The organism is Mucilaginibacter aquatilis (assembly GCF_009755275.1).
In the GTDB taxonomy this organism is placed as follows: domain Bacteria; phylum Bacteroidota; class Bacteroidia; order Sphingobacteriales; family Sphingobacteriaceae; genus Mucilaginibacter; species Mucilaginibacter aquatilis.
In genome coordinates this window covers 780905-802474 of record NZ_WQLA01000001.1, presented here as the reverse complement: position 1 = coordinate 802474, position 21570 = coordinate 780905, and the positions used below count along the sequence as shown (strand labels likewise).

The following is a 21570-nucleotide window of genomic DNA, read 5'->3' as shown; positions in this document are numbered from 1 at the left end:
ACAACCGTAAATTACGGTAATGGTTTTTTTAAACGGCTGTCTAACAAGGTCAGTAGCTCGCTAAAATCTTTATCTGAATATCCAATCGACTGGTAGATGATTTTGCCGTCCTCGTCCAATACTACACTGCGGGGTATTGATTGCGTTGCAAACAAACTGAATATAGCGCGACTTTCATCGGTTAAAATATTGAAAGTGTACTTGTTGCTCTCTTTAAACGGAAGTACTTTCTCCCAGCCTTCCTGGCGGGCAAATGCCATTAAAGCAAATTTAGGATTGTCTTTATATTTTTCCCATATTTCTTTTTGCACGCGAGGAAACTCCTGTCTGCATGGCGGGCACCAGGTGGCAAAAAAATTTAACATTACTATTTTGCCCTTGTAGTCGTTGATAGATGCTGTTTTGTCTTTGTTTAGTTTAAACTCAAACACCGGCACCTGCTGGCCAATTTTGGTTAAGGTGGTGGCATCTGTTGCCGCATCCTGAGCTTTGGAGACAAAAGCTGTCATTCCTAAAACAAGGAACATCAAAAGGTTTTTCATAAGCGAATTCAATTATTCAATCAACTAAAATAGTAAAAGTATACTAAATTGGTAGATTTAATTTAAATGAGCGCTATTGCACCATTTTGTTAGCGCAGTACGAACTGGCAAAGGCCTCGGGTTTAGCTTTAAATACAAAGCCCATGCCCAGTATATAACCCATGGCTTCGTGCAGCGCTTGGTTTGATTTAAACATAGGGTTGGTGTTAATGTCGGCATGCACTTCCAAATCAACATCGTATACATCAAGCAAGTCGCACAGGTGGTAGGCTATGTCAATTGATTTTTGAACCTCATTTAACATGCGCTCCTTGATGCTCATTTTCTTGGTGGTACGCTCCTGATGTATGAACATAAACCCACCGCGCTGCTCTCTCAAAAAAACAATTACGGTAGCAAAGTCGGTTATTTCGCCTTTCACCTGCGAGTCTGTACCAATGCAAACTTTCAGCTTGTTACCAAGTGCGCATTCGCGCTCAATGGCATGTTCAACTTCTTCAATGATGGGGGTGCGCAGTACTTCACCGCTAAATTTTCTCCAGGTCATAAAATTTACGTTAGGTTAAAAATTTATTGATGACCTTTTTAGGGTCTATAAAAGTAAGCGATACATATTCATATAAACGTAACGTGTGTGTGATTTATTTGTTAACATTTAGTTGGTTATCAACAAATTGAGTGTAAGTTTTGATGCTAGGTAAACAAGTGCGGTTATGCAGATTATTAAACAGCTATTGTTTTATTGTAAGAGGTTATTCATCTTTAATGAAACTTTAACTTTATGAAAATAAATAAGTGGTTAATACTGGCCGCGCCTGCACTGGCCGTAGCAGCCTGCAAACAACAGCCCAAGGATAAATCGGCAGAGGTGCCAAAGCGTACCGTGTTTTTCGATAAATCGGCAATGGATACAACCGTAAATCCTGGCGATAACTTTTTTGAATATGCCAGTGGCTCGTGGCTCAAAAAAACTAAAATCCCGGAAAGCCAATCGGGCTGGGGTTCATTTTTTACCTTGTATGATGATAACCTTAAAAATTTGAACAAAATTTTGGTTGACATATCTAAGCAGGAGCACGACAAAGGAAGCAATGAACAGAAGGTAGCCGATATGTACGCCAGTGGTATGGATACAGTAGCTATAGAAAAATTAGGCTATACACCCCTAAAGCCAACCCTTGATAAGATAAAAAGCATAAAAGACTATAAGGACCTAACCGCTTTTATAGCCGACAGTTACAAAGATGGTGGGGGCTATATGATAGGACTTTATGTTGGTCCCGATGATAAAAACAGCACCAAGAACTTAGCTCAGTTTTCACAGGCCGGCTTAGGTATGCCTAATCGCGATTATTACTTTAAAACCGACTCGGCATCAGTTAGTATACGTAAAGCTTATGTAGATTACATAACCAAAATGTTTACGCTTACAGGTACAGATGCTGCTACTGCTGCAAAAAATGCCGGTGATATATTAAAACTTGAAACTACAATTGCCCAATCACATTCAACTCCGGTTGAACTGCGCGACCCTGTAAAAAACTATCATAAGTATACGGTAAATCAATTACAGCAGCAGGTACCTGAAATTGATATTAAAGATGTTTTCAAGCGCATGGGCATCAGCACCGATACAATATTGGTTGGGCAGCCTAAATATTACGTAGCATTAGGCAAGCTGCTTAAAACACAACCTATTGAGGTTTGGAAAAACAAATTAAGCTTTATGGCTCTAAACAGCTGGTCAAGTTATTTGAGCAAGCCATTCAGAGACGCAAGATTTGACTTCTTTGGTCGTAAACTTAACGGGCAAAAGTCACAGCAGGAGCGTTGGAAAGCCATTGTTCAAGAAACTGACGATGATTTAGGTGAATTGCTTGGTCAGTTATATGTAGAGAAGTACTTTCCTGCTGATGCTAAAAAGCGTATGCTTGATTTGGTGAATAACCTGCAGGATGTTTATCGTGACCGCATACAAAAGCTTGACTGGATGGGTGATGAAACGAAGAAGAAAGCGGAAGATAAGCTGAACTCTTTTACTAAGAAAATAGGTTACCCTGATAAGTGGAAAAAGTATGATGATATAGATGTTAACAGGGGAGAGTTTTTCAAAAACGTACAAACGGCAGCTAAACATAATTACAAGGAAAAAATTGACCGGATTAACAAAACTGTGGATAAAACAGAGTGGGGTATGACACCGCCAACAGTTAATGCTTATTATAATCCAAGCTTTAATGAAATCGTTTTCCCGGCTGGTATACTGCAGTTTCCGTTCTTTGATAAAGATGCGGATGATGCGATTAATTATGGCGCCATTGGCGCAGTAATTGGACATGAAATGACCCATGGTTTCGATGACCAGGGCAGCCAGTATGATAAGGACGGTAACCTTAAAGTTTGGTGGACCAAAAATGACGAAACTAAATTTAAGGCTAAAACTGCCGCCATTGCCACTCAGTACAGTGCTTACACCATTTTGGATAACCAGCATGTAAATGGTAACCTTACCTTAGGCGAAAACATTGCTGATAACGGTGGTGTGGCAATTGCTTACCAGGCGTTTAAAAATACCCCTCAAGGCAAGGGCAATACCAAAATAGATGGTTTAACGCCCGATCAGCGCTTCTTTTTAGCTTACGCACAAGTGTGGCGCATTAAAAGCCGCGACGAATCATTAAGAATGCGATTAAGCGTTGACCCGCACTCGCCTGAAATGTATCGCGTAAATGGTCCGCTAAGTAATATTGATGCATGGTACAAAGCATTCAACATTAAACCGGGCGATAAGCTTTATAAGCCGGAGGACAAGAGGATAAAAATCTGGTAGTTTGTTATTTGTGAACTATTAGTCTCTTAAGCTCGTATAACAAAGAAGCCGGAAATTATATCCGGCTTCTTTGTTTGTAAAGAGTTTTTAAATTGCGTTAATAATCAGCTGCTATGTTTTAGTTGCGGGTTGTAGTAACAAAAGGAAGAAGTAATGAAAAATAAAAGTCTTTGCATAGCTATAAGCTGCTTTTTGCTGTTAAGCAGCTGCTCATTGTTTAACCGCAACCCTAATACCGCTCAACGAGGTAAGCGCTTTCCGCATGATAGTGATAAGCCAAAGCATGAAAGGAAGGAAAAGCAATGATGATAAACTAATTGCAACTTATATTAAACAAAAAACGCCGGGAATATATCCTGGCGTTTTTGTTTAATAATTTATGGTTTTACTGGCCTCCCAGCACATTACCAAACTTGCTTTCATAACCTTTAAAGCTGGTTGCAAGCGTTTTATTCAGCGCTGTTTCATGATAGGTTTCAGTTAACTGCATCAATCCATTAAGCATGTACATGCCCAATTGTATATCGCGTTGGCTAAGCTGTCCATTGCTGTTTTGCAACACGTTATAATTATAATCGAGTGAGTTTTTAATAAAGTCATCTAACTGGTTAGTCCATTTGTTGGCTAACTGGGTTTGCCCTAGTTGATATGCATTTTGAACCAGGTAAAACTTACGTAATGCAATTTCTCCGAAAGGAATGTTATCAGGCATTACCTCTTCATAGCGTTTCAATGCTTTTATAGCCAAATCATTGTGTCCTTCTTTTTGAAGGTTGGCTATCATGCTGTTAAATTGCTTTTGTATAATAGGGAAGAACATGGTAACCGATTCATGATCAAGGTATTTAGCTGTTTTCATATTACCCCACTTGTACTTGGTCATCATGTTATTGTACATAATCAATGTGTTGGTTGGCTCGGGTGCATTAGCAGCGGTATCAGGCTTAAGCGGCTGCAGGTGATATGCAAAACCTTCATCGTGCATGTACTTGTCAAGTCCCATCATGTTTTCGTTGCCAACAGTTATTGCAAAGTAAATTGGGCGTTTCCAGTTGTTATGCGCCAATAAATCAATCAAAGCAAGGTTGTCTTTGGTAACATAGTTCGAATTGAACTTCCACTCCATGGCAGGCACTATCTGATCTTTTTGGTTAGCCGGAACAGTACCTGATTTTACTACCTCATCGGCATTAATAGTTAGCTTGAATTGTTTAGTAGGTAAATAATTCATGCGGGTGCCGCTATCATATTCAACCATTGCTTCAGGTTTATCTGATGTAATAAAGTCAAATACTTCTTTCAATTCTACTGTGTCTTTAATATCCATTTGATCGCTGTAGTAAATGATATCACGTATACCTGCTGCAAATTTTTCGTTAGGCATGCTTAACGGCAGCGGCTCTGAGTCGTTCATTTTTTGCTTCATCTGGCGTATATACCAGTCGGTGCCTAATAAACTAAGGTTTACAATGCGCACGTCAGGCCTTACACCTTCTACCTCTTGTGCATACCATAATGGGTAAGTGTCGTTATCACCATAGGTAAACAAAATAGCATTTGGTGCACATGAGTTTAGGTAGTTGCAAGCCATATCATGCGGTGTCATTTTGGTTGACCTGTCATGGTCATCCCACTCCTGGAAAGCCATTAAAACAGGCACAGCCAGTAAACAAACTGTAGTGGCTATAATGCCTGCTGTTTTACGGTTTAATGCTTTGCTTATTAAATCGGCAACAAATAAAACGCCTAAGCCTATCCATATGGCAAACACGTAAAACGAACCTACATAAGCGTAGTCGCGTTCGCGGGGTTGCAGCGGATTTTGGTTGAGGTATAATACAATAGCCAAACCAGTAAAGAAGAATAATACGGCAACCACACCGGCATCGCGTTTACCATTAGTGAAGTGGTAAATTAAACCCAGTACGCCCAAAATGAAAGGAAGTGCGTATAAGCGGTTGTAAGCTTTGCTTTCTGTAACGCTGTAAGGTAGTTGTTTGCCAAAGTTCAGTCCGCTGGTCCAGTTACCATCTAAACCGTTGCTGTCATTCTGGCCATCCATATCGTTACTGCGGCCCCAAAAGTTCCATAAAAAGTAACGGTTATACATTTGCTGTATTTGCCAGCTAAAGAAGAATCCCAGGTTATGCTTCATGGTTGGGGTTTCCTCCGGACTCATTTGCAGCCAGTCGCGGTAAAAGCCGGCCTTACGGGCATCAGAGTCAAATATGCGAGGGAATAGGGTGTTATGATCGTATTTGGTTTTAAGCTTTTTACCCGCAATTTCATATTTGGTAGCACCACGGCGGTAAATGGTGGCACCATCAGTTTGCTCAACAGGCTTACCATCAAAATACTGACCGTACACTAAAGGTGTTTCACCGTACTGGTCACGGTTGAGGTAGCTGTTAAGTGCAAAAGCATCCTGCGGATCACTGTTATTTAAGTTGGTGCCTGCTTTGGCTCTAACCACAATCATTACAAAAGAGCTGTAGCCTAAAAGTATAAATACCGTACATATAAGTACCATATTTAACGAGTAACGTTTTTCGCGTACTTTTAAAACGTACTCTAAAATTGCTAACACAACGCCTGCAGCAATAAAGCCTGCTATGCCCCCGCTTATAGTAAGCGCTATAACAAAACAGGCAACGGCAGTAATTAGGGCAGCAAATGATGTAGTTACAGAGTAGAAAATACCTGCAATAAGCGTTACGATAACTAACAGGTAGAATATGATTGCACCGCTGTTAAAGCTGAAACCAAACTGGTTTACAAACAATAAATCGGCGTAAGCTGCACCTTTAACGGTGTATTGAATAAGGCCCCACAGTACCAAACCTAACACAACTATACCAATAACAAATGCCCATATGGTACCTGCGGTTGTAACGTTTTTCGCCCTGCGGAAGTAAAATATTAGTGCAATAACCGGAATAACCAGTAAGTTGAGCAAGTGAACGCCTATTGATAAACCCATAATGTATGCTATGAAAATTATCCAGCGGTCGGCATAAGGCTCATCCGCATGTGCATCAAATTTTAAAATTGCCCAAAACACAATTGCAGTACATAATGATGATTGCGCATATACCTCCGACTCTACGGCCGAGAACCAAAAAGTATCTGAAAATGTATAAGCCAGCGCGCCAACCAGTCCTGCTCCAATAATGAGTATAGTATTGGTAGTGTTCAGGTCTTCGGCTTTCTTTACCAAAATCTTCTTGGCAAGCATGGTGATACTCCAAAACAGGAATAGTATGGTAGCAGCACTTGACAGGGCCGAGGCCATGTTAGTCCAGTAGGCTACTTTGGTAACATCACCAAATGATAGCAGCGAAAAAGCTTTGCCTATCATAGTAAACAGGGGCGCACCCGGCTGGTGAGCTACCTGCAGACGATATATACAGGCAATAAACTCGCCGCAATCCCAAAAACTGGTTGATGGTTCAAGCGTGAGCGTATAGGTAACGGCAGCAATCAAAAAGGTTAGCCAACCGAACAGGTTATTGGTTTTGGTAAAGTTCATATTCAAATTATCAGAATTTGAGTTACTGTTTAAGCCGACGAAATTAAGAAAACTATGCACACCTTGGTTTAATTAGTTGTGCTTTAACATAATTTTAACAGCTTAAAGGGGCTACTGAACTGATTGAGAAAAATTTTTTTAAAAAATATTTGCGGCTTCAAAAAAACGCCTTACATTTGCATTCGATTTCGGAAGAGGATAACAATTTCGAAAGAGGATTGTCCGATAGTATAAAGGTAGTACGACGGTTTTTGGTACCGTTTGTCTTGGTTCGAATCCAGGTCGGACAACACGAAGAAAATCGAATTTTGGAATACCGAAATTCGATTTTTTTCATTTTAAGTCGTTGTTATTTGTCTTCTGTACAATTAATATTGTCGGCAGGCAAAGTATTCCGGCTCAATTTTGCGATAATAACATCAGGCAAAAACCTGGTAAAATCCGAAATAACAATAAAATGCCTTTACAATTCAATCCGGTTAAATTGTTTGCAGGTTCGGGCACAACCGATCTGGCTGAAAAAATTGCCAAGGTTTATGGCCGCGAGTTGGGCGATTTGACATTATCGCGCTTTAGCGATGGTGAGTTTCAGCCGTACATCAATGAGTCGGTTCGTGGTTGCGATGTGTTTTTCATCCAATCAACCAATCCACCAACTGATAATTTAATGGAACTGCTTATGATGGTTGATGCTGCACGCAGGGCATCGGCACATTATGTAACAGCTGTTATTCCGTATTTTGGCTTAGCCCGTCAGGATCGTAAAGATAAACCACGTGTTGCCATTGGTGCTAAACTGGCTGCCAACTTGCTAACTGCAGCAGGTGTTAACCGCGTAATGACCATGGATTTGCACGCGGCCCAGATACAAGGCTTTTTTGACATACCTGTAGATCACTTAGATGCTTCGATCATTTTTGTGCCTTACATAAAAAGCCTTAACCTGCCTAACCTTACTATTGCATCGCCTGATATGGGCGGCTCTTACCGCGCACGTACCTTTGCCAAGTTTTTTAATGCCGAGGTTGTAATATGTGATAAACGCCGTAAGCGTGCCAATGAAATTGAAAGCATGAGTGTTATTGGCGATGTAACCGGTCAAGACATAGTGCTTATTGATGATATTTGCGATACGGCCGGTACTTTGGCTAAAGCTGCAGGCCTAATTATGGAGCGTGGTGCTAACAGTGTACGTGCGGTGTGTACCCACCCGCTGTTATCTGGCAAGGCATACGAAACAATTGAAAATTCGGCTTTAACAGAGCTTATTGTTACTGATACTATTCCGCTTAAGCAGGAGTGCAGTAAAATTAAAGTACTGTCAACAGCAGAGTTATTTGGTAAAGCCATTGCTAACGTAAACGAGCATGGTTCAATTAGCCAGTTGTTTAAAATAGACTAATTTTTAAGTGGCTTGGTTATGGTAATATTCCATGAGCAGCAACTAAATATAAAGAACTATGGTTCATGGTTAACAGGCTGTGAGCTTTATAGAACAAACAATTTAAATTAAAAAAATGAAATCATTTGCTATTAGCGGTTCTCTAAGAGAGAACGTAGGGAAACGCGATGCTAAAGAGCTACGTTACCAAGGTTTAGTGCCTGCAGTATTGTACGGTGGCGCAACTCAAACTCACTTTTCTGTTTCGGCTGCCGAAATTAAGACTGTGATTTTTACTCACGAAGTTCAGTTTATTGATTTAGATATTGCTGGTACTAAAACTCAGGCTATCATTAAGGATATGCAATTTCACCCGTTAACCGGCGAAACTTTGCACATCGACTTTTTACAACTTGACGAGGCTAAACCAGTAACTATCGAAATTCCAATTCGCTTAACCGGTACTTCTCCTGGTGTTAAAATGGGTGGTAAATTAGTTCAAAAGCTACGTAAATTACGTATCAAAGCTTTACCTAAAGATCACTTAGATACCATTGAAGTAAGCATCGAAGGTTTAGAAGTTGGTAAATCAGTTCGTGTACGCGATATTCAAGTTGAAAACTTAACTATCACTAACACTCCTGAAGACACTATCTTATCAATCACTACTTCACGTGCTCTTCGTCAGGCTGAGCAAGAAGCAAGAGGTAAATAAGCTCATTCATCAATTTTAAATTAAAGCAGCCGTTGGACCATAAATCCAACGGCTGCTTTGTTTTTATACGCCTTCTATGTTAATTGTGCTAGGTACCGAATAAACCTGTTATTTGAGAAGCAAACATGCTCACCTCGAAGTTTTATGGCCACAGTATTTGATGATGCGATGGCAGGAGCCTTGCTACAATACTGGCGCAAGAGTAACCAAAATAGCTTATAAAGAAAAAGCGGTTGGCTTTTTAAGTGCCAACCGCTTCTGGTATTATATCAGTAAATGTTTAAGCTTGAAGCTCAGCCAATACAGTACGGCCACCTTTAACCTTATCGCCAAGGTTTACGTTGATTTTGGTGCCCAGAGGTAAAAATATATCTACGCGTGAGCCAAATTTAATAAAGCCAAATTGTTCGCCTTGCTCAACCTGTTGTCCTTCTTTAACGTACCATACAATGCGGCGTGCCAAAGCACCTGCAATTTGCCTGAACAGTACTGTTACACCTGTTTTGCTTTCAATAGCAATAGTGGTACGCTCATTTTCTGTAGATGACTTTGGATGCCATGCTACCAGGTATTTACCCGGGTGATATTTGAAATACGATATAACACCGGCAATAGGATTACGGTTTACGTGCACATTAACCGGCGACATAAATACGGATACCTGAATGCGTTTGTCTTTTAAAAATTCAGGCTCTTCAACTTCCTCAATTACTACTACTTTACCATCGGCGGGGCAAATAACATGCTCATCATGCGTGGTAACGACAAATTTAGGGCTGCGGAAAAATTGTAGTATAATAACAAAAAGTAAAAACGAGATTATGTAAATGAACCATTTAAGCACCGCTGCTTCGGGGTAGTAAAAATGTACCAGAGCATTCAATACAAAAATGAACAAAATGCACAGGGCCATGGAAGTGTATCCTTCTTTATGAAAAGTCATGATGTGATGCTGTTTTAATAAGTTAGCAAAATTAGTAAATAGGTCTGTTTGCCCAACAATATTTATAATAAAAGCTAATAGTTAGCGGCTTAGCCTAATTGAATATGAAATACAGATAAGCAAATACAATTGGTGCCGCCATAAATAAGCCGTCAAACCTGTCAAGCAAGCCGCCGTGGCCCGGCAGTAAGCCACCACTATCCTTAACGTTAATACTGCGCTTAAACATCGATTCAACCAAATCTCCAAGGGTTCCAACTATGCTTATTAAAATGGCTACTGATACCCACTGCCTCCAAACAAGCTCTTTAAAGTAAATACTTAGAACGTAACCGGCTACAGCACTTATAATAATCCCCCCAATAAAACCCTCCCAGGTTTTTTTAGGCGAGTGGCGCTCAAAAAGTTTAGTGCGGCCAAACTGCCTGCCAACAAGGTAGGCGCCTGTATCATTAGCCCACAACATAAGCAAAAAGCCCATGGGTATGTGGGCGCTAAAACCGCTATTGGTTACAAAGCCCAGCGCATGAAAAAATGTGAAAGGAAGCACTGTAAGTATAATACCCAAAAACGTGTAGGCAATGTTTTCAAACGGCTTGTTGGTGTTGCGGTACAACTCCTGTATAAATATAGCCATCATGGCGGGTACGAGTAAAAATACCAGCTTATGTATGGTTTGAGCCTCGGGGTAAACATCCCAATGAAATAATGCCGCAAATGCAGCATAGGTGTAAACGCCGTTAATTAGGCCTGTTGCAGTGTTTGGAGATGAACCGCTTTGTTTTATAAGGCCATAAAACTCCTGCAAACACAAAACTGCAAGTATGCCGTAAAATACCGAAAATACTGCCGCTCCTGCAAAAAAGGAACCCAGCATTACAATCACAAAAAAGAAGCCTGTTATAGCACGAGTTTTCATAAGGTTATTTGGTTCATTACCATTAGTTCAATGGCTTGGCTAAAATTCTCTTCGTGTATGTACACTTCAATATTGCCAAAGTTTTGATGAGATGATGCCTGCCTGTTAAGCAATACAGCGCCAATTTCATGTTCCAACAGCACTTGCTTTATAATTTCGGCTTGATAGTAGTTAGAAGAAGAGTAAATTTTGACCCAGTTTTTTTCCATTAAACGCTGTCGGCAATTGTTTTGCGGTTAGCCACCCAACGGTAGCCCAGCAGCAAAGTTAAGGTAAAAGCAGCACTTAAAACTGGTAAAAAGTAATTAAACGCATGCTGCGCATCGGGGTTAATATCAATTTTTTTATGCTGATATAAGTAGGTAAGCACAACTGCGGTTCCGTTGTTTAAAAAATGGCCCCATACAGCCGGCCATATACTACCGCTCCATACGGTAAAGTAGCCAAACAAAACACCAAGCATTAACCGGGGTAAAAAACCATAAAATTCCATATGAAAGGCGCTGAAGAGTGCGGCGGTTATCCAAACCGCCCAGTGTATGCTGTTAGTCCACTGTAAAAAAATGGTTTGCAAACACCCTCTGAACATCAACTCCTCGGCTATTGCTGTTACAAGTGCAACCAGGATGAGGGCCTTAAACATATCTGCCAGCGAATCCATTTTAAGCAGTACAGCCGTCACCTTTTGTGCGCTATCCTCAGCGCGGCGAAGCGCATCTTCCAGTCCTTTTAAAAACTCAGGAAGAACCATTTTGCGATTAATGTTGATAAGTGTTTCCATAAAGGGCATACTTACCACCATGGTAGCTAAAACTATTAACATAAGCATGGAAGGAAAGCTTGCCGACACTTTAAGATAATTTGACGGCTGGCGGGTAAGCAGTTTTGCAAAAACTATGGGTATAAGCAAAATTGGTATGGTGGTACCAGCAACCTGCAATATCCACAGGTTTTGGGTAACAATGGGCGAAGTTAAATCGATGCTCACAAACTCCATAAGGCCGTTTGCGCCATATTTGACTGCTATAAAAGCCAGGGCTATAATATTGCCCAGCAGTAATAAAGCTATAGTTATTCCAATAAAAGCAGCAAATTGAAGTGCCGGGCCAAACTCCTGCTTATAATATGGTTTTTTGCTGATCATACAGTTGTTGCAAATTATGTACTTTTGCAGTTGTTAAAGATAGGGCATGTCTGTACAAATTGGAAATATTGATTTAGGAGAGTTCCCGCTGCTGCTGGCGCCGATGGAAGATGTGAGCGATCCGCCGTTCCGTTATGTATGTAAGCAAAACGGGGCCGATATGATGTATACCGAATTTATATCATCAGAGGGCTTAATACGCGATGCTGCCAAAAGCCGTAAAAAACTCGACATATTTGATTACGAAAGGCCTATAGGTATTCAAATATTTGGCAGTGATATTAACAGCATGCGCGAAGCTACCGAAATATCAACCCAGGCAGGCCCTGATTTGATGGATATCAATTACGGATGCCCGGTAAAAAATGTAGCCTGCCGAGGTGCGGGTGCAAGCCTTTTGCAGGATATTGATAAGATGGTAGCCATGACCAAAGCTGTTGTTGAGGCAACGCATTTGCCGGTTACGGTAAAAACGCGTTTAGGTTGGGATGATAATACCAAAAACGTTTATGAGGTTGCCGAACGCCTGCAGGATGTAGGTATTAAGGCTTTAACTATACATGGTCGTACACGCGCTCAAATGTATAAAGGGGTGGCTGATTGGTCGCTTATACGTGATATTAAGAAGAACCCGCGCATCAAAATTCCTATTTTCGGCAACGGTGATATTGATTCGCCCGAAAAAGCGGCAAACTGGCGACTTGAATACGGTGTTGATGGCATGATGATAGGCCGTGCAGCTATTGGCTACCCTTGGATCTTCAGAGAAGTAAAGCACTTTTTTGAAACGGGTACACACCTTGAAGGCCCGACTATTACCGAGCGTGTTGACGTTTGCAAAACTCACTTACAAAAGTCAGTTGAGTGGAAAGGGCCCAAAACCGGGGTTTTTGAGATGCGGAGACATTATTCAAACTACTTTAAAGGCCTTGAAAATTTTAAAGAATTCAGAACCAGGCTGGTGAGTACCGAAAATATAGACGAGCTTTTTGAAATACTTGAACAAATTACCGATCGTTACACTCACGAACTGGCGTGATTATTGATTTACAAGTTTTTTAACCTTAAACATATGGCAACAACTATTATTACAGATGGGGTTAAAGTGTCGGTTGAAACACAATATCAACCCGAATACTCAAACCCGGCGAATGAGCATTTCATGTTTGCCTACAAAATTCATATTGAAAACTTAAGCGATTACACCATTCAGCTTATGCGCCGTCATTGGAGCATATTTGATTCAAATGGTAGCCACCGCGAGGTTGAAGGTGAAGGCGTTGTTGGTTTGCAACCGGTAATTGAACCGGGTGAATCGCATGAATATATATCTGGCTGTAACCTTAAAACTGATATGGGCAGCATGAAAGGCGAGTACCAAATGCTGCGTTTGTTAGATAATACCGTTTTTGACGCGCAGATTCCTGAATTTTACCTTATCGCACCGTTCAAAATGAATTAAGGTGTCTCCAACGCTTACCTGTTTATTTTAAAGCCTGGGGGAACGTAGTCTTTAGGCAAATACTCAGGCGGAGTAGTGGTTGCATTACCGTCTCTTACGGCGTGGTAAGTTGGCGACAACAATTCTACACCCGCCTCATTGAATGTATCTTGCAGGTTTTTATAAAGTTCTGAATATATCAGGGCTTGTTTGCTTGCATGTTTTGTGTAGCCGTTAATCTGGTAAGCTACGCTAAAGTCATCAAAGTTTGTTTGTAGCACAAAAGGTTCAGGTTCATGCTCAATCATGGGAGTGGCTTTTGCTGCCGCTATGAGCAATTCATGCACCTTGCGCCAGGGTACATCATAACCCACAGTAACGGTTTTATAGATGATGAGTCCTTTATCTGCCGTTTCAATTGTGAAATTTACGGTATGGTTATTCATCACCATTGAATTTGGTATTGAAATAACCTCGTTTTTTATAGTGCGTATGCGAGTTACCAGCAATGATTTTTCAATGATGTCTCCTGTAGCATCGCCAATTTTCACGCGATCACCAATTTTAAAAGCCCGCATATAGGTTAACACCAGCCCTGCTACCACGTTGCTCAAAGCACCTGCCGAACCAAAGGTGAAAAGCACGCCCACAAACACAGAAACGCCCTTAAATATAGGCGATTCGGATCCCGGCATATAAGGAAATATAACAATTAGCATAAAGGCCAGCACCAGTATGCGTATAATTTGAAATGTAGGGTTTGCCCAATCTGTATAAAAGCCAGGTATGCGCAATACCCCGCGTTCAATTTCATCCTTTATAAAACGCAGGAAACGTATAATATACCTGAACACCAATACCAATACGATTATGGTAATGAGGTTTGGAATGTAATTCCATATAGCTACCAGTATTCTTTTTACAGGTGTAGTAAAGTAGCTCAGAAGCTTTACCGAGTAGTCTTTGGTCCAGGGGAAAATGCCGAACAAAATAGGTAAAGCAAGGTAGATGATGATAATTATAAATACCCATTTTACTAAAGTTGCAACAACATTTAAAACATATACCGACCGATCGGCCGTTAGCAGTTCATAGTTTTTTATACGCAGCCCTTTTATAAGCTGATCTTTTTGCGCGGCTATTTTCTGTTGTATCCAATTGAAAATTCGTTGCAAAAAGTAAATGATAAGCAGGGCAACAACTATTACCAAAAGTGCAAGTCCGGCTTCCTTGAGTAAAGTATCCCAGCTGGTTTCATTTTGGTAGTTGATAATTGCCTTAGCTATTACACCTTTATACTGCAGAGCCAATACCGAGCGTTTTTTTTCGGCCCATAAGGCATCTATCTCGGCAATACTCATTATAAGCATTTTGCCATACTGCAAGTCAATGGTTTGTTCTGCCTCAGTAATTTTTAATGAGTCTGCAGCAAAAAGATGATCATGACTAATGGTTTCCAGGCGGTCAATTATTGCAGCGGCACGGTCTGAGGCCGAAAAGCTGCCCTGGCGGTTATAGATAGTGAATAAGGTGTCCTTAAAGAATATAACCGGATAACCCTTCACAAACCTACGTAACGAATCTACTTGTCGCTTCTGCTTTGCAGCTCTTACTGAATCCTGACTTCTAAGTTCGACTAGTTCACGCTGTAAGGCCGACTTGCGTGTGTTATCAGACGACTTGAGCATACTTATTTGTATTTCAAGTGCTTCTTTCTTTAATGAATCGGCAACATGCTCGGCCTGTAATTGCTGTAACCTGTTTATTTGCGCACCTAAAACCTTGTTATTTATAGTATCGGTTGTTTGTTGTTTTTTACCTGCAGTGTCTTGTGCTTTGCTTTGGCATATAAGCAAACTAAAAGTTACGGCTAATAATAAAGTGCTGATGCGCATAATAGAGGGTTGGTGTAATTGATAACCAAAGGTAAAGGATAGTGTTTAAAAGTGCATGGTTAAGCAATGGTTGAATTTACTGTACACAATTTAACAAGGAACAAAACTTGCAATTGATGTTACAACCGAGTAACGCTCCAAAATAACTCCGGATACATTAATTAATTATTTATGATCAATTTTAATTTTTTTTCCGATCCTCAGATCACCAAGAAAGACACCGGCGACTTGCAGGCGCTAAATGTTTTGTTTAACTATCAAGCTACTAACCTTGAAGTATTAGATAAAACACAGGAAATTTTAGAGCGGGTAGTGTCATTTCGTAACGCCGGGAAATACGATGGCTATGAACTCAGTAAAAATGGTGAAAGTGGTGTTTTCTTTTTCAAAGCACAAAGCAGTGAAAACTTATATAAAATGATACTTCCTGTGTTAAAGGATATTCCATTTTTAAAAGGTGCCGAAGTGCAGTTGCAAACTCATCCAAATCAAGATGACGAGAACTCAGTAAAGACATTCATTATATAGCTTTTGACGTAATAAATGTCTTTACAGTTTGATTTATTGAGGTTAATTTTAAATTAATGACTATTAGCAATCCTAGTTGCGATTCTTTTAAAATATAGTTTGGAACAATTTCAGATTATGGTCACGAAGCAAAATGGATCGTATAGCTCAAGCGGCCCTTTTAGGCATTATTAAGCTTAACAAAACTTTACATACGAGAAAAATTTTGCCTTGGGATGTAGCGCTTTGGGTAAGAAAGTCCCCTCCAGTTTACTGATTTTTTATATTATTCGCAATCGGAGGTTTAGTTACTTCACAAAAAAAGCTAACCCATTTGGTTAGCTTTTTTTATTTAAAGATATGCTTAGTCTCTGCGACTGTTAAGTATTTGCAGATAGTAAAGCAGCGTTGCCAGGGAGCTTAGTGCTGCAACTACATACGTCATGGCTGCCCACCAAAGCGCATCTTTCGCTTCTGAATGTTCTTGGCGGGTTTGCATTACCGTATAGTTATTTTCTAACCATGCTAAAGCACGTCTGCTAGCGTCAAACTCTACCGGCAAGGTTATAAAGCTAAATACGGTTACAACGCCCAAGGCAATAACACCTATGAACAGTACGGTAGGACTGTTTGAAAAAATCATCAGCATAACGCCAATCATCAAGGTCCATTGTACAAGGTTTGAAGCAAACTGCACCATTGGCACCAGCGCCGAACGTAACCTTAACCAACTGTAGGCTTTAGCGTGCTGAACAGCGTGCCCACATTCGTGTGCTGCTACGGCTGCCGCTGCCACACTACGGCTGTGATAAACATCAGGACTTAAGTTAACAGTACGGTTTTCAGGATTATAGTGGTCAGTTAGCTGGCCTTCAACCGACATAATTTGTACGTTAGTTATACCGTGATCGCGCAGCATGCGTTCAGCCACTTCCGCACCCGACATACCCGACGATAGCGGGATCTCGGCATACTCCTTAAACTTGCTTTTAAAACGCCATTGAACAATTAAACTTATTATGGCTATAGCTATCATTAATAGCCAGCCTGAATTAAATCCGCCAGTACCAATGTAGCCTAAAATCATATTCAAATTCATCATAATCTTTCCTATATACCTGTATACAATCAAAAAGCATTCCGCTTAGCGTTCATGCATTTAACGGTATAACAATGTGAAAATAGCTGTCAAATGTTCAGTAAGGCGTGTAAATGTGTCGCGAATTCTTAAATAATTCTAATAAGATGTAGCGTTTAACCAATCAATTGCGTAGGGTATTTAACTCACCAATATGGCCGGGTACTCGTGTAAACTTTATCACAGGATGCAGCGCTTAGGTGTGCGCTTATTCCAATTATTTAGGTGTAAAGCCGGTGAACATAAGGGGTTGTGTTTACCGGCACATGAGTAACGACTATAAATATTGAACAAGTTGTTCAAGTGCCATGCCTCTTGAGCCTTTAAGCAAAACTGTTGAGTTAGTTATTTGATCAACTTTGAGTGCCTGCATAGCCTCATCTGCGGTTTCGTAAAAGTTGCCTGCCCCGGCATCGTGTTTTATAAATTCCTTGCCAATAAAAATATGCTTATCTGCATTTACTGCTAAAGCAAGGTTTACAATGGCTTTATGTTCTGCGTATGCTTCATCGCCCATCTCAAACATATCACCCAAAATCATTACCTTATTGCTAGCCTCCAGGTTGTTTAAATTGGCAATAGCTACGGCCATACTGCTTGGGTTGGCATTATAGTAATCACATATTAGCGTGTTGGTAGCAGTATTAAGAATTTGAGAACGGTTATTCTTTGGTTGATAACCTTCAATGCCATCGTTAATTTGAGTTTCAGATAGCTCGAAGTAATTGCCAATACAAATGGCTGCTAAAATATTATCAAAATTATATTCACCTGTAAGTTGCGAGGTGATGTAGTGCTCTGTTAAGTTGCTGGCGGTTGCCCACTGCAGCTTAAGGTATGGCGCGTTGCCGGTAAGGTTACCATGCACCGCCGCAGTTGCCGATTGCCCGTAGTAAACCACATTTTCCAGTTCGCGCGATTGCTGCATATGCATTAAATCGGTACTGCTACTGTTTACAAAGGCAACACCATTGGTGGCTTTGAGGTAGTCATACAATTCACCTTTGCCTATTTTAACGCCTTCAACGCCCCCAAAACCTTCAAGGTGGGCTTTACCAACGTTGGTAATCAAACCGTGCGTAGGCTGGGCTATGGTACACAAAAAGCCAATTTCTTTTTGATGATTAGCGCCCATTTCAATAACCGCCATTTGGTGGCTGGCATTAATGCTCAAAATGGTAAGCGGAACGCCAATATGGTTATTTAAATTGCCTTGCGTGGCTAGCGTATTGAACTGCTGCGACAGTACAGCGTTAATAAGCTCCTTAGTGGTAGTTTTACCGTTAGTGCCGGTAAGCCCAATTACAGGTATTTGCAATTGCTTGCGGTGGTAATGGGCTAAATCCTGCAGCGCGGTTAAAACATCTTCAACTAAAATAAACTGTTCAGATACGCGGTAAGCAGCGTTATCAATAACAGCATAGGCAGCACCTGCTTCAACCGCTTTTGCAGCAAAGGTATTGGCATCAAACTTATCGCCCTTTAAAGCAAAAAACAAACTGCCTGGGGCAATTTTGCGTGTATCAGTACTGATAACAGGGTGCTGTTTATAAAGCTCGTATAACTGTTCAATAACCATAAAGCAAATATAATGGAGAAATAAATTAAACGGGTGTCGCCATTTAATGTACCTTAAAAAATATAAGGTAAACCTGCTTGCCTATATGATAAAGTGCAAGCACAAAAAATAGAGCCGCAATACTCTTGTTAATGATTTGTGTGCTGAGCGCAAATTTGCTTTGTATATATTTAGCAAAATGGGCATAAGCGTACAAACATAAAAATGATCCACATGCCGAGCCCAGGCTGAATATGCATAGCGCAAACAACCCGGGTAAAATCCACTCATGGGCAAGGAGGTATGTTCCGGCTATCATCCAAAACGGAATCTGCATAGGGTTAATAAAGCCCATAATAATACCGTAACGAATGCTTTCGCGGTCGGAATACTTAGGTTTGGGTGGTTTATTACGGTTGAGCCAGGTAATGGTACCCATTATGCTGAACAAAAAGATCATTACCCAGTCAATGATTGTGCCTACCCGGGGCTGCCCGGCCAACCATTGCGCGGCCTGCATAATAAATAAGGTAAAGAAAAATTCAACGCAGGAAAATGCTGTAATAAAGCGCAATGCCTGGCGCATACCACGGTTGATGGTAATTTGCGTAAGGGTTAGATTGATATTGCCCGGCGGAATATAACCTATAAAATTGGCTACCAACCCGAGGATGAACGTCAGGAAAATCATTAGGTCAAAAATAAACCGTTTTTTGAGATTAGAGCGACCAATTTATTTTGAGTTACAAATTAAAATAAACTTTCTTTGCACAAAATTTAATTGAGATTGAATGCCCGCTGATAACATCATATCGCTTATCCCTATAACAGACCAATCGGTAATAGAAGAGCTGCAGGAACGCCTGGATATTATAGAGCATAAGCTAAAGTTTATAGATAAGAAGCCTAGTACCTTATGCCTTGAATGGCTAAACCCGTTAACTGTTGCAGGCAACCTGCTACCAGAGCTGGTTGAAATTGCTGGTGGCACGCCTGTATTGGCAACTTTGGGTATGCCATCATTAGTTGTTGATTGGGATGAAATTCAGCAGACTGATCCTGATGTGATTGTGATAGTGGCGCGAGGCTTATCGGTAGAACAAAGCATGCGTCAAATCAGCGCTTTGTTACAAGAACCCGGTTTCGCCGATTTGCAAGCCGTTAAAAACAAGCGCTTGTATATTGCTGATGGCGCAGCGTATTTTTATCAAACCGATGCCGGTTTAGTTGATGCGATTGAAATGCTGGCCGAAATCATTCAACCTAAACAATTCATTTTTGGTAATGAAGGGGAGGGATGGATTAAGTTTGAGATGTAATGGGGTAAGCAGTCTCATATCAAAAGATATGAGAGCCTTGTTTGAAAGTGATGCTAATTTTTAGCCTTACTCCGATAGTACCGTAAACTTAAAGTCTAACGGTTCAAAGTTGCGGATCAACTCGTCTATAAATATCTGACCCCATTTTACGTAGTACAGGCCAAAGTTTTCACTGCGTTCCTGTAAGCTGTTTTTAGGAAATATTTCGGCTTTGATGGCATCAATCTGGCGCAATGATGTTTCGTGGTTGCGTTTTTCGGCTTTTACCAGTTTCCGCTCCAGGTTGTCAATGGCGTGTTTTAATCGGGCCTGTACTGCACTGGTTGAGGGCGATAGGGTAGGGTCGATTTTGTGGGCACGCAGTTTCATCTTTTCGAAAATACACTGCAATTCGCGCCACTCTTCTTTAAGCGATAGGTCGTGCTGGGTATTTTTCTTAACCCATTCGTTTTTTATGCTGTCGGCATCTTTAAACAGTTGCACCGCCTTTAGCTGCATTTTGTTTATTTTAGCTGTGGTTTCCTTGCGGATAACCAACCCCGAATTACGCAACATCAAAATGGGGAAGGATACACCGTAGTGATCGAAATTGGCTTTGAGTTGCAGCCAGTAAACAATTTCTGCACCACCACCTATGTAGGCAAGATTAGGTAAAATATATTCCTGGTAAACCGGGCGCATTACCACGTTAGGACTAAAGCGCTCAGGATTGGTATCTATCTCCTGCTCTAATTGCTCCTTGTTGAATCTAATATCCGTATTCAGCACATGAAACTCTTCGCCCTCCTGTAAAATACGCTCGCGCAGGTTATCTTGTAAGTAAAAGAAATTTATCTCGCGGGGGTTCACTTGTGTATGTACACCTAAAGACTGTAAGGCGGCATTGCTTTCGGTAATATGTTTAAAGCTATTTTGTTCAATAATGTCTTGCTTAATAATGCCCGAAAAATGCTTTTTCAAACGGCTGTCATCAGCATCAATAATCACCAGTCCATATTGGCCAAACAAAGCGTTAACCAAATAGCGCATGGCATCGGCCAGGGTTTGGTGTTGACCGTAGGCCGTTTCAACAATTTGGGCAAGCTCTTCGGCATGACCTTCCAGGCCTAAGATGCCTTTATACTGTATAAGGCAGTTGCGGAAAGTTTTAATGTTTATCCGACCGGTAGCCCCGCTAACCTCCTCGTTCCACTGAATTTTTTTGCCGCCAATGTTGGCATAGTTTATTTCAGCAAAATCATGGTCTTCAGATGCCATCCAGTAAACCGGTACAAAATTTTTATCGGGAAAGGCGTCTTTTAACTGCCTCGATAGTTTAATGGCGGTTACTATCTTATATAGAAAGTATAACGGACCGGTAAACACATTTAACTGGTGACCGGTAGTTACGGTAAAGGTATTATCTTGTTTAAGCAAATCGATATTGCCTTTCACAAAGGGCATAAAAGGCATTTCGGAAGCGCCCGGTTTGCTGTACTGCTCGTTTAAAACCTGGGCCAGTAAAGCACGATTGGCGTGAACCTGCTTCTGTTCCAGCAATTCATGAAAACCTTTCAAATCAGGACGGTAGCTGTAAAATGACCTAAGCTCTGGTACATCCTCCAAATAGTCGGTTACTGTTTTGGAGAAAAAGCCGGTTTCATGATAATCAATACAGGTAGCGTCCATAGCGTCAAATGTAGAAGCATTATTGAAAATGCTCCCATATG

Annotated in this window: 20 protein-coding genes; 8 read left to right on the top strand and 12 right to left on the bottom strand. The window is 40.8% G+C overall.

Annotation, left to right across the window (positions count from 1 at the left end; all coding sequences use genetic code 11):
• Positions 1-11 precede the first annotated feature (11 nt).
• Together GO816_RS03650 and GO816_RS03645 are read right to left on the bottom strand one after the other, a co-directional pair.
• On the bottom strand, positions 12-542 hold the full coding sequence (locus GO816_RS03650; protein ID WP_157539978.1) for a TlpA family protein disulfide reductase: 531 nt from the start codon (positions 540-542) through the stop codon (positions 12-14).
• A 73-nt stretch (positions 543-615) separates the two neighbouring features.
• The gene (locus GO816_RS03645; RefSeq protein WP_157539977.1) at positions 616-1089 is read right to left on the bottom strand and encodes a ribonuclease H-like YkuK family protein; all 474 of its coding nucleotides are present in this window, start codon (positions 1087-1089) and stop codon (positions 616-618) included.
• Between the two features lie 234 nt (positions 1090-1323).
• Here GO816_RS03645 and GO816_RS03640 point away from each other — a divergent pair, with 234 nt between their 5' ends.
• Entirely contained in the window at positions 1324-3372 is a 2049-nt protein-coding gene (locus GO816_RS03640) for a M13 family metallopeptidase (protein ID WP_157539976.1), read from the top strand.
• 153 nt (positions 3373-3525) lie between these two features.
• On the top strand, positions 3526-3678 hold the full coding sequence (locus tag GO816_RS03635; RefSeq protein ID WP_157539975.1) for a hypothetical protein: 153 nt from the start codon (positions 3526-3528) through the stop codon (positions 3676-3678).
• A gap of 79 nt (positions 3679-3757) precedes the next feature.
• On the opposite strand, the gene GO816_RS03630 is transcribed toward GO816_RS03635, so the two are convergent.
• Positions 3758-6901: a DUF2723 domain-containing protein gene (locus GO816_RS03630; protein WP_157539974.1), complete on the bottom strand. Its 3144-nt coding sequence runs from the start codon at positions 6899-6901 to the stop codon at positions 3758-3760.
• 457 nt (positions 6902-7358) lie between these two features.
• Here GO816_RS03630 and GO816_RS03625 point away from each other — a divergent pair, with 457 nt between their 5' ends.
• Both GO816_RS03625 and GO816_RS03620 read left to right on the top strand, forming a co-directional pair.
• A complete protein-coding gene (locus tag GO816_RS03625) occupies positions 7359-8303 on the top strand; it encodes a ribose-phosphate pyrophosphokinase (RefSeq protein ID WP_157539973.1) in 945 nt (314 codons plus the stop codon).
• Between the two features lie 115 nt (positions 8304-8418).
• Positions 8419-8997, top strand: a complete 579-nt coding sequence (locus GO816_RS03620) for a 50S ribosomal protein L25/general stress protein Ctc (protein WP_157539972.1) — start codon at positions 8419-8421, stop codon at positions 8995-8997.
• A gap of 280 nt (positions 8998-9277) precedes the next feature.
• Here GO816_RS03620 and GO816_RS03615 read toward each other — a convergent pair whose 3' ends face one another.
• From GO816_RS03615 to GO816_RS03600, 4 genes are all read right to left on the bottom strand, one after another.
• Positions 9278-9940 carry a phosphatidylserine decarboxylase family protein gene (locus GO816_RS03615; RefSeq protein WP_157539971.1) on the bottom strand — a complete coding sequence of 221 codons (663 nt, stop codon included), beginning with the start codon at positions 9938-9940 and terminating at the stop codon, positions 9278-9280.
• 94 nt (positions 9941-10034) lie between these two features.
• Entirely contained in the window at positions 10035-10859 is an 825-nt protein-coding gene (locus tag GO816_RS03610; protein ID WP_157539970.1) for a phosphatidate cytidylyltransferase, read from the bottom strand.
• Positions 10856-11068, bottom strand: a complete 213-nt coding sequence (locus GO816_RS03605) for a putative signal transducing protein (RefSeq protein WP_157539969.1) — start codon at positions 11066-11068, stop codon at positions 10856-10858. The genes GO816_RS03610 and GO816_RS03605 overlap by 4 nt, the downstream gene beginning before the upstream one ends.
• A complete protein-coding gene (locus GO816_RS03600) occupies positions 11068-12003 on the bottom strand; it encodes a CPBP family intramembrane glutamic endopeptidase (protein WP_157539968.1) in 936 nt (311 codons plus the stop codon). The genes GO816_RS03605 and GO816_RS03600 overlap by 1 nt, the downstream gene beginning before the upstream one ends.
• 46 nt (positions 12004-12049) lie before the next feature.
• On the opposite strand from GO816_RS03600, the gene dusB reads away from it, so the two are divergent.
• Together dusB and apaG are read left to right on the top strand one after the other, a co-directional pair.
• Positions 12050-13042, top strand: a complete 993-nt coding sequence (gene dusB, locus GO816_RS03595; RefSeq protein WP_157539967.1) for a tRNA dihydrouridine synthase DusB — start codon at positions 12050-12052, stop codon at positions 13040-13042.
• A 33-nt stretch (positions 13043-13075) separates the two neighbouring features.
• The gene (apaG, locus tag GO816_RS03590) at positions 13076-13465 is read left to right on the top strand and encodes a Co2+/Mg2+ efflux protein ApaG (protein WP_157539966.1); all 390 of its coding nucleotides are present in this window, start codon (positions 13076-13078) and stop codon (positions 13463-13465) included.
• A gap of 14 nt (positions 13466-13479) precedes the next feature.
• Here the strand turns inward: apaG and GO816_RS03585 are convergent, their stop codons facing one another.
• Entirely contained in the window at positions 13480-15339 is a 1860-nt protein-coding gene (locus GO816_RS03585; RefSeq protein WP_157539965.1) for a mechanosensitive ion channel family protein, read from the bottom strand.
• A 171-nt stretch (positions 15340-15510) separates the two neighbouring features.
• On the opposite strand from GO816_RS03585, the gene GO816_RS03580 reads away from it, so the two are divergent.
• Complete coding sequence (locus GO816_RS03580; RefSeq protein ID WP_157539964.1) at positions 15511-15867, top strand: hypothetical protein; 357 nt, start codon at positions 15511-15513, stop codon at positions 15865-15867.
• A 343-nt stretch (positions 15868-16210) separates the two neighbouring features.
• Here the strand turns inward: GO816_RS03580 and GO816_RS03575 are convergent, their stop codons facing one another.
• From GO816_RS03575 to GO816_RS03565, 3 genes are all read right to left on the bottom strand, one after another.
• Positions 16211-16948 (bottom strand): zinc metallopeptidase, encoded by a 738-nt coding sequence (locus tag GO816_RS03575; RefSeq protein WP_157539963.1) that lies wholly within the window; start codon positions 16946-16948, stop codon positions 16211-16213.
• 313 nt (positions 16949-17261) lie between these two features.
• Positions 17262-18563, bottom strand: coding sequence for a UDP-N-acetylmuramoyl-tripeptide--D-alanyl-D-alanine ligase (locus GO816_RS03570; protein WP_157539962.1), 1302 nt, complete (start codon positions 18561-18563; stop codon positions 17262-17264).
• A gap of 43 nt (positions 18564-18606) precedes the next feature.
• On the bottom strand, positions 18607-19233 hold the full coding sequence (locus GO816_RS03565; protein ID WP_157539961.1) for a LysE family translocator: 627 nt from the start codon (positions 19231-19233) through the stop codon (positions 18607-18609).
• 100 nt (positions 19234-19333) lie between these two features.
• Here GO816_RS03565 and GO816_RS03560 point away from each other — a divergent pair, with 100 nt between their 5' ends.
• Complete coding sequence (locus GO816_RS03560) at positions 19334-19861, top strand: ABC transporter substrate-binding protein (protein WP_157539960.1); 528 nt, start codon at positions 19334-19336, stop codon at positions 19859-19861.
• Between the two features lie 66 nt (positions 19862-19927).
• Here GO816_RS03560 and bshC read toward each other — a convergent pair whose 3' ends face one another.
• On the bottom strand, positions 19928-21529 hold the full coding sequence (bshC, locus tag GO816_RS03555) for a bacillithiol biosynthesis cysteine-adding enzyme BshC (RefSeq protein ID WP_157539959.1): 1602 nt from the start codon (positions 21527-21529) through the stop codon (positions 19928-19930).
• Positions 21530-21570: the final 41 nt, after the last annotated feature.